Source organism: Spinactinospora alkalitolerans (assembly GCF_013408795.1).
Taxonomy (GTDB): Bacteria; Actinomycetota; Actinomycetes; order Streptosporangiales; family Streptosporangiaceae; genus Spinactinospora; species Spinactinospora alkalitolerans.
In genome coordinates this window covers 5,696,631-5,711,352 of the sequence record NZ_JACCCC010000001.1, presented here as the reverse complement: position 1 = coordinate 5,711,352, position 14,722 = coordinate 5,696,631, and the positions used below count along the sequence as shown (strand labels likewise).

19 protein-coding genes are annotated in these 14,722 nt (G+C 67.9%); all 19 read left to right on the top strand.

All coding sequences use genetic code 11. From position 1 onward, the window contains the following. Positions 1 to 21: 21 nt before the first annotated feature. The 19 genes from HDA32_RS25485 to HDA32_RS25400 all read left to right on the top strand — a co-directional run bounded on the left by HDA32_RS25485 (position 22) and on the right by HDA32_RS25400 (position 14,709). A complete protein-coding gene (locus HDA32_RS25485; protein ID WP_179645581.1) occupies positions 22 to 195 on the top strand; it encodes a hypothetical protein in 174 nt (57 codons plus the stop codon). Between the two features lie 4 nt (positions 196 to 199). Continuing rightward, the gene (locus tag HDA32_RS25480; protein ID WP_179645580.1) at positions 200 to 598 is read left to right on the top strand and encodes a TadE/TadG family type IV pilus assembly protein; all 399 of its coding nucleotides are present in this window, start codon (positions 200 to 202) and stop codon (positions 596 to 598) included. Beyond that, on the top strand, positions 595 to 1,008 hold the full coding sequence (locus tag HDA32_RS25475; protein WP_179645579.1) for a TadE/TadG family type IV pilus assembly protein: 414 nt from the start codon (positions 595 to 597) through the stop codon (positions 1,006 to 1,008). The genes HDA32_RS25480 and HDA32_RS25475 overlap by 4 nt, the downstream gene beginning before the upstream one ends. Beyond that, entirely contained in the window at positions 1,005 to 1,403 is a 399-nt protein-coding gene (locus HDA32_RS25470; RefSeq protein WP_179645578.1) for an Rv3654c family TadE-like protein, read from the top strand. Before HDA32_RS25475 ends, HDA32_RS25470 begins: the two co-directional genes overlap by 4 nt. 33 nt (positions 1,404 to 1,436) lie before the next feature. Beyond that, positions 1,437 to 3,965 carry an AfsR/SARP family transcriptional regulator gene (locus tag HDA32_RS31590; RefSeq protein ID WP_179645577.1) on the top strand — a complete coding sequence of 843 codons (2,529 nt, stop codon included), beginning with the start codon at positions 1,437 to 1,439 and terminating at the stop codon, positions 3,963 to 3,965. A gap of 755 nt (positions 3,966 to 4,720) precedes the next feature. Next, complete coding sequence (locus HDA32_RS25460) at positions 4,721 to 5,011, top strand: hypothetical protein (protein ID WP_179645576.1); 291 nt, start codon at positions 4,721 to 4,723, stop codon at positions 5,009 to 5,011. A gap of 45 nt (positions 5,012 to 5,056) precedes the next feature. Continuing rightward, a complete protein-coding gene (locus tag HDA32_RS25455; RefSeq protein ID WP_179645575.1) occupies positions 5,057 to 5,422 on the top strand; it encodes a hypothetical protein in 366 nt (121 codons plus the stop codon). Between the two features lie 76 nt (positions 5,423 to 5,498). Then, positions 5,499 to 6,029: a hypothetical protein gene (locus HDA32_RS25450; protein WP_179645574.1), complete on the top strand. Its 531-nt coding sequence runs from the start codon at positions 5,499 to 5,501 to the stop codon at positions 6,027 to 6,029. A 100-nt stretch (positions 6,030 to 6,129) separates the two neighbouring features. Beyond that, on the top strand, positions 6,130 to 7,026 hold the full coding sequence (locus HDA32_RS25445; RefSeq protein WP_246334486.1) for an ArdC-like ssDNA-binding domain-containing protein: 897 nt from the start codon (positions 6,130 to 6,132) through the stop codon (positions 7,024 to 7,026). A gap of 82 nt (positions 7,027 to 7,108) precedes the next feature. Continuing rightward, the gene (locus tag HDA32_RS25440) at positions 7,109 to 7,447 is read left to right on the top strand and encodes a hypothetical protein (protein WP_179645573.1); all 339 of its coding nucleotides are present in this window, start codon (positions 7,109 to 7,111) and stop codon (positions 7,445 to 7,447) included. A gap of 81 nt (positions 7,448 to 7,528) precedes the next feature. Continuing rightward, complete coding sequence (locus HDA32_RS25435; protein WP_179645572.1) at positions 7,529 to 7,861, top strand: hypothetical protein; 333 nt, start codon at positions 7,529 to 7,531, stop codon at positions 7,859 to 7,861. Between the two features lie 101 nt (positions 7,862 to 7,962). Continuing rightward, on the top strand, positions 7,963 to 9,156 hold the full coding sequence (locus tag HDA32_RS25430; protein WP_179645571.1) for a DNA polymerase III subunit beta: 1,194 nt from the start codon (positions 7,963 to 7,965) through the stop codon (positions 9,154 to 9,156). A 79-nt stretch (positions 9,157 to 9,235) separates the two neighbouring features. Then, the gene (locus tag HDA32_RS25425) at positions 9,236 to 10,153 is read left to right on the top strand and encodes an N-6 DNA methylase (protein ID WP_179645570.1); all 918 of its coding nucleotides are present in this window, start codon (positions 9,236 to 9,238) and stop codon (positions 10,151 to 10,153) included. Then, complete coding sequence (locus HDA32_RS25420) at positions 10,150 to 10,494, top strand: hypothetical protein (protein ID WP_179645569.1); 345 nt, start codon at positions 10,150 to 10,152, stop codon at positions 10,492 to 10,494. Before HDA32_RS25425 ends, HDA32_RS25420 begins: the two co-directional genes overlap by 4 nt. Before the next feature lie 117 nt (positions 10,495 to 10,611). Next, the gene (locus tag HDA32_RS25415; RefSeq protein WP_179645568.1) at positions 10,612 to 11,088 is read left to right on the top strand and encodes a hypothetical protein; all 477 of its coding nucleotides are present in this window, start codon (positions 10,612 to 10,614) and stop codon (positions 11,086 to 11,088) included. Positions 11,089 to 11,091: 3 nt separating this feature from the next. After that, the gene (locus tag HDA32_RS31585; RefSeq protein WP_281370411.1) at positions 11,092 to 11,220 is read left to right on the top strand and encodes a hypothetical protein; all 129 of its coding nucleotides are present in this window, start codon (positions 11,092 to 11,094) and stop codon (positions 11,218 to 11,220) included. Between the two features lie 761 nt (positions 11,221 to 11,981). Then, positions 11,982 to 13,295, top strand: coding sequence for a hypothetical protein (locus HDA32_RS25410; RefSeq protein ID WP_179645567.1), 1,314 nt, complete (start codon positions 11,982 to 11,984; stop codon positions 13,293 to 13,295). Then, positions 13,292 to 13,849: a RipA family octameric membrane protein gene (locus tag HDA32_RS25405; RefSeq protein ID WP_179645566.1), complete on the top strand. Its 558-nt coding sequence runs from the start codon at positions 13,292 to 13,294 to the stop codon at positions 13,847 to 13,849. The genes HDA32_RS25410 and HDA32_RS25405 overlap by 4 nt, the downstream gene beginning before the upstream one ends. A gap of 116 nt (positions 13,850 to 13,965) precedes the next feature. Beyond that, positions 13,966 to 14,709 carry a TetR/AcrR family transcriptional regulator gene (locus HDA32_RS25400; RefSeq protein WP_218882593.1) on the top strand — a complete coding sequence of 248 codons (744 nt, stop codon included), beginning with the start codon at positions 13,966 to 13,968 and terminating at the stop codon, positions 14,707 to 14,709. Positions 14,710 to 14,722: the final 13 nt, after the last annotated feature.

Genomic DNA, 14,722 nt, shown 5'->3' with positions numbered 1-14,722 from the left:
CCCCGCGGAGGGGAGACTTCGATGCCGAACCGAACCACCGCCCACATCGCCGCCCGCCTCACCAGCCGCTCCGATGCGGGCTACTCCACCGAAACCGTCGTCGTCATCGCCCTGCTCGCGGCGCTCGCACTGGGCGCGCTGGCGGTGATCGGCGAGGCCGTGATGGACCGCGCCGAGTCCATCACCCTGGAGTAGTCCCATGCCCTCGCGCCGGACCCGAGCCGATGACCGGGGCAGCGCCGAACTGGCCATCGCCACACCGCTTCTGCTCCTGCTGGTGATGCTGGTCGTGCAGACCGTCCTGTGGGCCCACGCCGGACACGTGGCCCAGACCATCACCCACCACACCCTGGCCGCGACACGTACGGTCGACGCCACCGAAGCCGACGGCCGGGCCACCGCCGAGCAGGTCGCCGACCAGCTCGCCGGCGACCTCCTCACCGACGTCCGGGTGGACGTGGAGCGCACCGACATCACCGCCCGCGTCACCGTGCAGGCGCAGGTCCCCAGCCTGCTGCCGGGCCTGACCTGGCCGATCCGACACCAGCAGGAGGCACCGGTGGAGCGCTACGTGCCCGCGACCGGCGGTGCACCGTGAACAGGCGGCACGAGCACGGCGGCGCCTCGGTCGAACTGGCGCTGCTCACCCCTCTGCTGGTGCTGATCGCCCTGCTGGCGGTGCTGGCCTACCGCGTCGTCGCCGCCGAGTCCACCGCCGACGCCGTCGCCCACGCCGCCGCCCGGGCGGCCACCCTGCAACGCACCGCCGAAGGCGCGAACGCGGCCGCGCACGACGCCGCGGCGAACGCACTGCGTACGCACGGCCTGTCCTGCACCACCCACATCCTCGACCTCGACACCTCCGGCCTGGAACCCGGCTCAACGGTGAGCGCGAACCTGACCTGCCGCGCCGACCTGGCCGACCTGTCCGGACTGGGCGTGCCCGGCACCTACGAGGCGCAGGGCACCGCCACCGCGGTGGTCGACGTCTACCGGGGACAGCCATGAACACGCTTCGGAGCAGCGACCGCGGGCAGGTGACGGCCTTCGTCGTCACCGTCTCCATCGCCCTGATCCTGCTGTTCGCCCTGGTGCTGGAGGGCGGAACCGCACTGGGCACACGCAGCCGCGCCCTCTCGCTGGCCCAGGAAGCCGCCCGCGCCGGCGCCCAGCAACTCGACCTGACCGCCTACCGCGCCGGACAAGACGTGACCCTCGACGCCGACGCCGCCGAACAGGCGGCGCGAGACTTCCTGCGCCAGGCCGGCGCCGAGGGCACCGTGCAGGTCGACGGCGACACCGTCACCGTCACCGCCCGCCTGAACCACACCTTCACCCTGCTGCCGCTGGGCACCCGCAGCCTGAGCGGAACCGCCGGCGCCGGTCCCCACACCAGCCCATGAGCACACCGACCACAGCCCCGAGGTGAGACAGCCGTGGCCCGAGGAATCCAACAGCTCAGCGCCCTCCTGGTGACCATCGCCCTGCTGACCGGACTGCCCTATGCCGCCATCAGCCTGCCGGCCTGGCCCGACCTCGAGCTTTCCCTGACCGGCGTGCTGGCCCACCTGCGCGGCGGAGCGCTGCCTCCCGGGTTGGGCGCCGCGGCGCTCATCATCGCCCTGTGGGCGGTGTGGGGCCTCTACCTGCTCGCGCTTGCGGCCGAGGCCACCGCGCGGCTGCGCGGCCGACCGCCGCGCCGACGCCTGCTCGGCCCACTGCAGCTCGTCGCGGCCAGCGCGATCGGCGCCACCCTCACCGCCCCGACCGCCCACGCCGCCACCACGGCCGCACCCGCAACAGCCGAGCCGAGCACCGCGGGCACTCATCCCTCCACGCAGCCGAACAGCACCAGTGCCGACGAGCTTCCGGCAGGGGAGTCGCCGAGCGGGCTCGTCGAGCGCGAACGGGCCATCGACGGCTTCGGCTACGACTCCGCCCTCCTGACCGAAGACATGCGCGAAGACCTGGAACCGGTCGTGCAGATGATCCGCACCCACGGCACCACAGCGCCGATCACGGTCACCGGCCACACCGACCCCGCCGGCGCTCCCGACTACAACCAGGCCCTCTCCGAACGCCGTGCCGAGGCGGTGGCGAAATTCCTGCGTACGCAACTGGGCGAGGCGGCACCCGCCGTGCAGACCCGCGGAGTCGGTTCCGACCAGCTCCTGGACGGCGCCCCGGATGCGGCCCAGCGCCGAGTGGAGATCGCCTACACCGTCGTCACCCGCCCACCCGGCAAGCCCACCTCGTCCGAACCTGAAACCGCGGCGCCGCAGGAAGAACAGGACGACACCACTGGAGACGAGGAGGGCCAGGCGGTCGTGGTGCTGGAGCTGCCCTCCGGCCTTCTGCTCACCGCCACCACCGTGGGCGGGGCCGTCGGCGGCTTCGCGCTGGGACGACGGCGCCGCAGCCGACCAAACGCCCCCTCCTCTCAGCCCGTCGAGGCATCTGATGACACCTGCGACGCCGGGACGGTCGGAGACGAGGACATCCCACACTCAGACGAGGCAGCACCGGTGCCCCGTATCGACGCCCACGCAGTCATCGACCTGAAGACCGGCCTCGGCATCACCGGCCCCGGCGCCCATGACGCCGCCCGCAGCCTGCTGACCGCCGCACTGCACACAGCCGAGGAAACCCCGGCCCTGAACCTGGTCATCCCCGCCGCAGACCTGGGCCTGTTCCTTGGCGAGGACGGAGTCGCCCTGCTTGCCGAGCGCGAGACGCCAACGATCACCGTCGCCGACTCGCTCAGCGACGCCATCACGCTGCTCCACGCCGAACTTCTGCTCCGCCGTCCTGACGACGATCTCGATGAGCCCACCAAGAACGAGGACGAAGCGCCGTCGGCGGCACCGTTCCTTCTCCTGGCCGGCCCGGACCCCGCACACACCCCCGAAATCGAGGCCCTGCTGCGCCAGGCCGGCACCAGCCCCGTCACCGCGGTCCTGCTCGGCTCCTGGCCGCCCGCCACCTGCACCATCAGCGGCACCCACACCGTCACCACGGCCGGCCCGCACCTGGCCCACCTGCACGGCGCCCGCTGGCCCGGCACCGACCGCGGCAGCGTCCTGAGCCTCCTCGTGGACCTGCCAGCCGCCACCTCCGAACCCCGTGGGCGTCACCACGGCGGTGCTACGCCGCACCAGAACGGCACCACCCTCCAGACATCCGCGGAGAACCTCACACGCCCGCGATCAGAGGCTGAAGCAGCAGCCTCCGGCCAGGAGCAGTCACCCGTGGCGGTGCGCGTCCTCGGCCGCATCACCATCAGCGCCCACGGCCGGCCGCTGACACTGCGCCGCCGCTCCGCCTTCGAGGTCACCGCCTACCTCGCCGCCCACCCCGACGGCGTGATGCTCGAGCGCGCCGTCGAAGACATGTGGCCCGGCGAGAACGCGGCCCGCTCCACCCGCCGCTTCCACGACGCCACCAGCGCCCTGCGCACCGCCCTCCGAGACGTCCTCACCGACGACGAACGCCCCGTCATCCTGCACGAGAACGACCGCTACCGACTCAACCCGGAGCTGGTCGGCGTGGACGTGTGGGACCTGGAGGCCGCCATCACCCAAGCCGAGGACGATGGAGCAGAAGGATCGCCCCAACCGCCCCTGCGGCACGCTGTGGCCGACTACGCAGACTTCGCCGCCGAAGCCGGCTACGCCTGGGCCGAGGAGATCCGGCTGCGCCTGCGTCGCCGCCTCGTCGACGCCGTGCTGCGCTGCGCCTCCCACAGCGGCCACGATGACGCACGGACGCTTCTGTCCCGCGCCGTGGCCATCGACCCGCACAGCGAGGACGCCCACCTGGCCCTCATCCGGCTACACCTGGACCACGGCGATACCCGCGCCGCCACCAATGTTTACCGAAACCACGAACAGGCTCTCCGGGAAATCGACGCCGCCCCCACCACGCGAATCCGCGACCTGATCGAAAACATCCCGGAAAGCGCATAACGGAGTCCCTGTTCCCGCGCTGAATCACTTACCCTCGAAAAGAATGCTGCGACGCTCCAGTCCGTGTGCGGCCGGATCGGAACATGCAGGCTGACTCCTCCAGCGATAATTTCCGGATAAATACTCCGGCGGTCTCTGGGTTGCGTTGACATAAAGGTTCGGAGCTGAGCTCCCCGCCGATTCCTCTCTTTTGGCCGCGCCTGGTTTCTTGGTCCTCTGTGTCGATAATAGATTGTTTTCTGATTGCTAACCGGGTCTCTGGCCCTGTCCAACGGGTACCCGATCCGCCGGTCGATCCCTCCACCCGTATGAGCGACCACCCTTGCGTACGCAAAACCCCTGGCCGGCGATTCGCAGGGCCGGTCGGTGTCCCGCCCGACAGGTGCGGAGCGCCTGAGCAGACTCTCCTGGTGATGGATGACGTCGCCTGATGGGGTGGCTTGTATTCGGCTGCTGTTTTCTGGTGATTCTTTCCGGTTTTCGTGCTCGCTGGTTATTCATATCTCTTGATCTCGCTGGTAGTGCGTTCGATTCTCTGGATGAGAGGTAAGGTGTCGGCGCTTTCGTGCGCTGAACTCCGCTCGCCACTCCGAGGGTCCGGAATATCCGGCGTCGGCTGCCAATCGCCTTTCATTCGGTGGTCCCTGCTGCGTGAAAAAGACGAACGAGTTTCCGTGTCCGGCGTTAGATGATCTCGCGATTTGGGTATTAATGACAATGACCAAGCAATACAGTTCATCGCGAGGAGGCCGGTTATGGCCTGGTATGGAATCTGGCACGGTTGGCCATTTTCACTGTCCGGTACGGACGATCTCGAGCGTTTCGGTTCGCTCGCTGACGTCGCCGAGGTTCTGAAATCCCGCTGTGAAAGCGGCGCGGTGTGGCTCCAGCACTTCGACTACGTGTCGCGCGAGCCCGAGAGCGTCTACACCCCCGCCGTGACCGAGGAAAGCTACATCGACCTTTACCGCTCTGCTGACGCTGACCTGTCCTGCATTGAGCGGCGCGCGGTGTTCGGTCCGCGCGGCGGGGTCCGATTCGAGTAGCGCCAACCCTTCTCTCTTCCTGTAGTGCCGTTCATGAGGTGTGCCATGTCTACTTTCGTCATCGACGGATTCACTCCCGACCCTCACACACTGGTCATCGAGCCTGCGGGCGTGCGCCCGGACATGCGCGAGCGCTGGTCCTATGAGCTGTTCTGCGGTGACCGACTCGTCTTCTCCGGATCCGACCTGGGCAGTCCCAGCGGCGTTACCGAAGATGAGGTAGCCGCGCACGCGCTGCTCTGGCTCACGCTGCAGCCGGGCGACACCGACGGCGAGTATTTCGCCGACTACACCCCCGCCCAGATCGAATGGTGCGGAGAGTACGCCGAATCCCTCGTTACCTGCCTCTATGACGAGAACGGTTGTGAGGTGACCGACCTTTCGACCTACCGCGTGGACGACTGCGCATAACCGGACATCGGGCGCCGCCCCGTTTTCCGGGACGGCGCCCGCTGAGCGGGATTGGAGTACTCCCATGGTTCTGCACATGGTCACCAACGTTCTCAGTTACCAACGCGAGGAACGCCGCGCGGTCTGCGGTGTGTGGGTGCCGTTCTTCACCTCGGCCGTACACGCCGATTCCTGTGAATACGCCACCTGTGACGCCTGCTGGCAGGAGCTGCGCAGGAGCGACCCCGACCACTACGCGAAGATGCAGAGCAACCGGCGAGAGCTGATCACCAAATGGAACAGCGGCGACCGTCGCCCCTACCCGTTCCCTGCTCTCGATGCCGCACACGTCCGTAAGCGGCTGGACGTCATCGGCCGATCCCGGGTCTTCGCTCTGGTGGGAATGGAGCCGTTCAACCGTCTGCGCGCACAGGTGATGGCAGCGGCTGAATCCGGGGGCGGAACGGTCCGACTCAACAAGATGCAGGCGATTGAACTTCTGGTTGACGAAGAGCTGTGGGGCTACGTCACCACGGGCGACAGCAGGGAAATCGCCGTCAATCCCGATTACCACGCCTTTGAGCGCCAGCTCCACGCCTACTACCTGCCGGATTCCTCCGACGCCTAGACGGTCGTGCGGATCTCTGTTTCGGCTCGCAGAGCCTGCGTTCTGCGAGCCGCTACCGAGACCGTGCCCGAACCATCGGATTCCTGGTGGAGGTCACACCATGGGAAAGCAGAAAGGGAAGCTCACCCCCGAGCAGCGACAGGAACGACTCAAGGCCGCACACGATCGACTGACGCACGCCGTTGACGGCCTGCTCACCTCCGAAGGATGGCGCGCGATGATCGCGGCGCGCGTGTGGCTGCGCCGCTACTCGCTGAACAACGTGCTGATGATCATCTCGCAGTTCCCGGATGCGACCGACGTCCGTCCGCTGTCGCAGTGGAACGAGACGGGGCGGCGCGTCCGCAAGGGACAGAAAGGCATCCGGATCTTCGCGCCGTGCCGCTACAAGGTGCGCGACGACGACGGCAACGAGGAGACCGACACCAACGGCGATCCCGTCTTTCAGGTGCGCGGTTTCAAGCTGGTGAGCGTCTTCGACGTCTCCCAGACCGAAGGTGATCCCCTGCCCGCTGCGAGCGACGCCGCGCCGCAGGAGCTTCAAGGGATCGCGCCCGCGCGTCTGTGGGACGGCATCGCCCGACAGATCACCGCGCGCGGATTCACCGTTGAGCGCGGCGACTGCGGGCACGCCTACGGCTGGACCAGGTGGGACACGCGCACGGTACGCATGCGCGCGAGCGTCGACGAGGCGCAGGCGGCGAAAACCCTGGTCCACGAGCTGGCGCACATCGCCTGCGACCACGAGGCACGCCGCACCACCACGCCCCGTGCGCTGCTGGAGGTCGAAGCCGAATCGGTCGCCTGCATCGTCGTCGGCTTCGCGGGACTCGATTCACTGGCCTACTCCGTGCCCTACGTGGCCGGATGGGCTGGCGACGCCGAAACCGCCCACACCAGCGCCGGACGCGTGCTGAGCGTGGCCGATGCCATCGTCACCGCGCTGGAGAACGCGGCCGACACCGACCCTCACGCCCGGATCGGCGACGCGGCGTGAGTCAGGCGGGGCTCGCTCTGGACAGAGAACGGGCCCCGCGCACCGTTCCCGGTCCCTCACGCAACACCGAAAGGACGAAGCGATGGCCGTATTCACCCTCACCCTGCACACCCATATCCCCGACGACGCCGAACCGCTGACGGAGGCGAAGGCCGTAGAGGTCGGCGCGCTGTTCGGCGCCCTGCTGAACGGTGTCGTGCGGATTCAGGGCCCCGACGACGTCGTTGTGCGCCCGCTGGCCTACCGGGTGCGCGTGCACGAGCGCGGCGCGCTGCTGGACCTGCGGTGCACGGCTCCCGGTGCCGGTCTCGCCGCGCTGGGATGGCGGCTCACCCTGCGTCAGATGCTGCGAGAGTCCACCCTCTTCGACGGCTGGAGCGTCGACGTCGGCCCCGTCAGCACCGTGCACGGCGACTCCTGACACCACCGATGGGGCCGGTCGAGACAGCGGCCGACCCCACCCCTTCCACCCCGGTCCCTCACACAGGAACGGAGCCACACCATGGCCGTGCTGACGGTCGAGATCTTCGCCCACGCCCCCGAGGACACCGACCCCGCCACCCTGCCCGAACACGACTGGATCGCCGCGCGCTTCCGGCACGCGCTCGCGCCGCTGGCCTGCGACCCCGCCGGCGCGCTGCCGCTGATCGGCTACGCGATCACGCCCTATGCGGGCGCGGCCATGGTCGAAGCCCAATGCGTCACCGGATCCGGTACCGAAGCCATGGACGTCATCGCCGCCCGGCTGGAGGCGGCCATGCAGGACCACCCCGACGCCTTCGGCGGCTGGCACCTGCACGCCGGACTCACCCACATCCACATGAGCGACAACTAACCCCGCTGGCCGGGGCGGGCTGGACAGAGCCCGCCCCGGCCTTCAACCGACCCCAGTCCCTCACACCCCCACCGCACCGTTTGGAACGGAGGAACCGCACCATGACCACGACCACCGACACCACCGGCACCGCACCGAGGTTCACCGCCGGCCGCGCCGCGCTCGCTGATGCGCTGACCACGGTCGGGCTGGCGGTCGGCTCGCGCCCCGCCGTGCCGCTGCTGGGCGCGGTACTGCTGGAAGGCCACCCCGACGGGTGCCTGAAGCTGTCGGGATTCGACTACGAGACCGCGATCACGGTCACGGTCCCCGACGCCGCCACCGCCCCGGGACGGGTGCTCGTCGACCACGCCGAAACCGTGCGGATGCTGTCCGCGCTGGTCAAGGGCAAGAGCAAGCGCAAGGCGGATGCGGTAGGGGTCACCATCGCCGCGCCGAGCCCGGACGCTCCCGCTATGACCGCCAACGGCTACACGGTGCCGCTGACGGCCTACCCACTGGCCGACTACCCCACCCTGCCCGAGGCGCCGCCGACGGTGGCGGACCTGGACCGCGAGCGCTTCGTCACGGAGTTGGGGCGGGTGCTGTGCGCGGTCGGCCGTGACGACACGTTGCCGATTCTGACCGGCGTCAACATGGAGGTGACCGGAAACGGGCTGACGCTGGCCGCCACCGACCGCTACCGGCTGGCCGTGGCCCACCTGCCCACCCAGGACGGCACGGACGGGGCGGCGCTGGTGTCGGGGGCACTGCTGGCCAAGCTGGCCAGGAAACTCACCGGACAGCGCGTCACGCTGGGCCGTGATCAGAACCTGGTGTCGCTGGACTGCGGCAACGTGCGCGTGGTCACCCGCCCGATCTACGGCGAGTTCGTCAAGTACCGCAAGCACCTCCCGGCCGGCATGCCCGCCTCCTTCACCGCCGAGCGCGCCGAACTCCTGGCGCTGACCGCCCAGGCCGAGGCGATTCTGTCGGCCAAGCGCCAGAGCAGGAGCCTGGTCGGCATCACCGTCACCCCCGGCACGCTCACCGTCGCCCCGCTGCTCTCAGAGCGCGCCGACGACGTCGCGGCGCCCGAGCTGACCGCGAAGACCGAAGGCTACCCCGATGAGCCGATCCGGTTCGCCTTCGACTCCAGGTTCCTCACCGACGCCGTGACCGGCATCACCGGGGAGACGGCGACCGTGCACACCGGACTCGTCCCCACCCGGCCGGCCGTGATCACCGAGACCGGGCAGCGTCCCGGTGACCCCGCGGCCTACCGGCACCTGCTGATGCCGGTCCGGCTGTCCTGACGTCCGCCTGTGGGGGCCGGTCGGGACAGCGACCGGCCCCACCCGTCCCCAGTCCCTCACCCCATGCCGGAGACCCGCTATGCCCGAATCCAGGAAGAGGCTCCGCACACCTCCACATCCCGACGTCGACCAGCACGCCCACGCCATCGCCGAAGCCGTCGATGCGGCCTGGCACCGCGCCCACGGCTACGGGCACCTCGAAGTCCCCGCCTCGGTCGTCGCCGCGCTGTCCCTGCTCGCCCCGCCCGTCGAGGAGCGCGACGCCGCAGCCGACCACATCACCGGCCTGTCGACAGAGGAGTTCGCGGCGTTCATGCGCCACCAGTGGGCCGCCTTCATCAACCTTCGCCTGGACCTGATCAACCCCGTGTGGCCGCTGGCGGCGGTGTGGCACGGCGAACACGCCATCACCGGCACCACCGTGGACGCTGCCCGAAGCGCGGCGTGCGCCGCGCTGACGGCAGGACAGCTCCACCTGACCGGCGACCGGGAGACACGTTGGGAAACCGACCTGTTCGGCGTGCTGATCACCCTCATGAAGGGCCGCAACGCGCGCGCCGCGCACGGCCAGTACTACACACCGTCACCGATTGCTCAGCTCATGTCCCACATGCTCGGCATCGCCGACGGCGAGACGATTCACGAGCCGGCCGCAGGTACGGGCGGGATGCTGCGCGCCGCCGCTCAGGTCATGCGCGAGCAGGGCCGTTCCCCGGCGTCGGCGGTGTGGGTCGCCAACGACGTCGACGCACTCGCCGTGGCATGCCTGGCGGTCAACGCCGTGCTGTGGGAGCTGGGCACCCACGTGGTGATCGGGGTCGGCGACACCCTGACCGAGGAATGGATGAAACGCGCGCCGGCCCAGCGCGCCGAAACCATCCGCATCGCCGATGACATGCGCCGACTCCGACAAATGACGCACGCGTTCGAACCGGCCCAGCGCCTCACCGACACCGTCGCACACGAGCAAGGCGACACGGGAGGCGAGGCGGCGTGAACGGCTACAGCGCCACCATCGACGCGTGCATCCCGCCCGGCCACGACCGGTTCAGCGACACCACCAGCCCCTACCCGGCGCACCTGCTCGAACAGACCGTGATCTCAACCGCGGTGGCCATCCCCGTCACCCGCTCCTTCCGGATCACCGGCCGGCACGTGGCCGCCCATCCACGCGGCGCGATCCTCACCGTCGAGTGCACCGACCGCGACCGCGCCGCCGAACACACCCTCCGAGCCCTGCTCGACCCCGCCCGACACGAAGGCGAAGCGCTGTGGCGGCCGTTCGCCGCCTGGAACTTCACCCTCACCGAGATCCGCCCCCACCCCGCCAACACCTGACCGTCCACGGGGCCGGTCGGGACACCGGCCGTCCCCATTGCCCCAGTCCTTCACACCTCCATCAGAAGGAGAGAAGTCCCGTGCGCATCCGACTCACCGAGCGTCAGCACACCGAGCTTGTCCACGCCTCCACCACCCCCCGGCGGCACCTTCCGGCCCCAGGCGCCCAGCACCACCCTGGCCTCCCTGGTCGATCTGGGCTACGCCCTGTCCGCGGCCTACGGTCGGCCGCACCGGATCACCCCGGCCGGGCGCGCAGCCATCGCCGGCGATGAGAACGGGGCCCTGACCTGGCAGCGGCTCACCCCCACCCTGCGCGTGGTGCTGTGCGCGCTCTTCGACGGCCGCGATGCCGACCACGTCGGCCCCGCCCTCGCCGTCAATCCCGCGAGCTTCAAGCGGCTCGCCGCCGCGGGCTTCATCGACAACGGCGGCCGCAACGACGCCGCCCATTCCGAGCTGACCGGCAAGGGTCGCGATGCCGTCCTGCGCATCCGCGGCGAACGCCCGGCGATCGCAGAACAGGACATCACCGAGGTCTACGTGGACGAGCTGTGCGTCGGCGACACGTTCGTGGAGTACGGGCGACGCTGATACGTGGCGCTCCCGCCCGCCGACGGCGGCCGGACGCCCGGCGACATGACGGTCTCCGCCCACGCCGACGGCGACCCCAGCGGGACCGTGTACACGCTGAACCTGCCGGGCGACCGCGCGCTGAAGCGCTGAACCGCCTAGCGGGGCCGGCCGGACAGGACCGGCCCCGCGAAAACACCTGATCCCCAGTCCCTCACAAGAACCGAAAGGAAGAGGCAGAGCCCAGAGTAACCAGCGATCCCATACCGTCGGTAGGGGCCGCCGTCGATCCGGCCACCCATCAGGTCATGGCCTGGACGAGCGCGCCCGGACAACGCGCTTACCTCGTCCCTCTCCCTGCCCGGACCTGGCCCGTTCCCGGATCTCGCCGATCCTGACCGCCGCCGACACCTCCGAGACCATCACCAAAGAGGGAGACGACGCCGAGTAACGCCCCGAAAAAGCGAAGAACCGACCGGACTCGCCGGTCGGTTCTTCGGGCCGTTCCGTGCCTAGCGACCAAGCAAGACAGATCATCACGGCCACTATCCAGGCTACCGTGCGGTGGCGTCGGTGTCGCGAGCTTGTAAGTTCCACCTTGAGCTGCCAGCCGAGATCTCCATGACCAGCGATTCACGATCTTGAATCGGCAACCCTCCGCTCAGGCTCAAACCAAGGTGACGCGTAGCTCAGTAACGCCGTAGACGGTCGAGGCGTACTTCATGCTTGCTGCACTCGGCTTCTGGGCATCGACCCGTATTCCGGATCGGCTGCTGCCGCTCACCTGCCCTTATGTCTGCTTTCTTAGGGAATGTCACTATTTTAAGTGGCCACTTCGGGTAAACCCCTATCTTCTTCTATAAATAGGCGTTACTTTGTAGCTGACCATTACATTGATTATTGAAGGGGAAGCCTTGGAGAAGATCAACCTGGAGCGAACGGACTATCCCGATGACAAGGTCGTCTTCTTTGCGATGCCATACGAGACCAAACCGATCAGCGACGGAAGCCGGCAGGACTTCCAAGAGCTCTACGAGCATGTCTACGCACCTGCGGCGATGGACCTCGGCCTCACTCCTCGCCGTGCCGATCTCATCTTTGGCACCGGCCAAGGGGTCCTGGAGGCGGCCTGGCGAGGGGTCCAGGGCGCGGGTGTCGTCGTCGTCGACTTCTCCACACGCTCCGCAGATGTGGCGCTGGAGTTCGGGTGGGCGATGTGCCTGCACAAGCGCGTGGTCGTTCTTGCCGAGAACCTCGAAGACGTGCCGACCGATGTCCGTGGGCTGTTGCGCCCGATCATCTACTCCTTCCATGGAATGGGTACTTCGAAGATGAGTCGGGAGCTCAAAGATCAGCTACGCCAGGCTCTCAGCGAGCCGGCCTCGGCTGAGATGACGCTCAAGCCCCTTGAAGGCCACGCTGAGCCGAGCCATGCCGAGATCGTGGCGGTCGATCCGGAATGCGTGATCGTCCGCGACCTTCACAACCGCCGGATCGCTGAAATGCGTAAGGACGATGTGGATTACCGGCGTGAGATCCCCAAGGACATGACCACGCGGTTCAAGGTGGGCAGGGAGCTCGACGGCACGATCATCATGGAATCCGATGGTCGCTGCCGGTTCTCTCAGCGCGTCGGGCAACGGAACCCGTGGGCCAACCTCAAAGCCGAGTACCCGCAGGGACATGTCTTCACCAGCCGGGTGGTCAACCGGACACAAGCAGGGGCGTTCGTCGCGGTCGCCCATAACGTCAACGGTTACCTCCCTGGAGCGGATCTGCAGCCGGGCACCGAAGTCGAGGTCGTCGTCATCAACGTCGACCCGGACCGACAGAAGATCCAGCTCGCCTTGGCGCAGCAGGCCACCGTGTCCGCATCACTCTCCTCTTCGGACGACTACCCGAAGGTCGGGGAGCGCGGTCCGGGAACCGTGTGCCGGATCGAGGTGTCCAGGGGCTTCGTCCTGGTCGAGCTGGACGGCTACCCCGGTAAGAAAGGGCTCCTGCACTACTCGAACATGCCTCCGGAGCTGTGGACGGCGATACAGGACGGCTCTGTCTCCCTCGGCCACCGTCTGACGCTTCAGGTACGAGAAGTCCGCCCAAGCGTCAGGAATCCGGCGAATCGGGAGTTCGCCCTGCAGGTGGTGGAGCATGGCGAACACGCACGGGCAGCTGGAGAACCCGGTGGCGTGGCGACGAGGCCGATCGAGAAAGAACCGGTGACATGACCGGCTCCCAAGGAGTTCGAGAAGTCACCGACGGTGTTCCAGGGCTCGCCGACCGCCTGTGGAATCGTGCCGTCACCCCTGAGGACTATGTGACGGCCGCAGGTGAGAAATACCAGGCTGCAGTGCTTGAGCAGTACAGGCTGTACGTCGAGATGGCGGATCGGGTCAGCGCGCGCCGGAGCCTGACCAACACCTTCTTCCTGACGGTCAACGCGACCCTCATCGCGATGGCGGGTGCCTTCGGATCCTCGGTGCTGAAAGGCGTGTCCGTCTGGGGAGTCGTGCCAATCGGCCTGATCGCGGTGTGTCAGTGCGCGGTATGGTTCCTGCTGATCCTCTCCTACAAACAGCTCAACGGGGCGAAATACCGGGTTATCGGCGAACTCGAGCGGCGTTTGCCCGCACTGCCCTACCGGGACGCTGAGTGGCTGGAGCTGGGAGAGGGCAAATCGTGGCGGAGGTATGTGCCCCTCACTCGGGTCGAGCTAGGGGTGCCTGCGATCTTCGCGGCGTTGTATCTGCTGATCGTGGTTGCCGCACTCATCAGCAGGTGACGGCGATGGTAGGAAGGAGGGGGCGGGCACGTCTGCCCCCTCCAAAGCGGGATCGGTGGGAACGGTCTGTAGCCGGCGGCGAGGTGTCGTCGGTGGAATCTGGGAGGAAGCAGGCAGTGAGTCCGGAGACCCGGCGTGACCGCCTCCGTGCGCAGATGTCGGAAGACGTACGGGCCGCTGCGCGGGAGATCATCACCAAGCAAGGGATCGAGGCGCTCACACTCGCCGAGATCGCTCGCAAGGTGGGGGTGACACCGGCGGCTCTCTACCGGCACTTCGACGACTTGGCGGATATCGTCCGGTACACGGCCCGGGACATCGTCTCCGAGCTCACGAGTGAACTGCACGCCGTGGTGGATGCGCAGCCCGAGGACGACATCGCCACGCGTCTGATCGCGCCGTGCCGGGGCTTCCGGCGGTGGTCGCTCGACCACCGCCAGGAGTTCAGCCTGCTGTTCGGCACGCCAACATCGGCTGCGGGGAAAGCCCACGAAGATGTGACCAGCGACTGGGTGCTCCAGCTTGCCGCAGTCTGGGGCCCGATTTTCCTGAGGCTCTGGTCCACCCGCCCATACGAGATCTTGGACGATGACGAGCTCGATCCGCTTTTACGTCAACAGATGGCGGATTACCGCAAGTCAACCGGTGTGGACATGCCGCTCGGGGCGCTCGTCGTCTTCCTCTCCTGTTGGCGGTCGATTTATGGAGCGGTCGCGCTGGAGGTGTTCGACCACTTCACGCCGCTGATCGCCGACCAGGAACCGATGTTTGAGCTGTTGATGTGGGAACTCCTCACCCGATTGGGACTCGGGGATGAGTACCGTCCTCCTCGTTCTGACGGTGCACATCCGAAGGGCTGACCCTGGCAAGAAC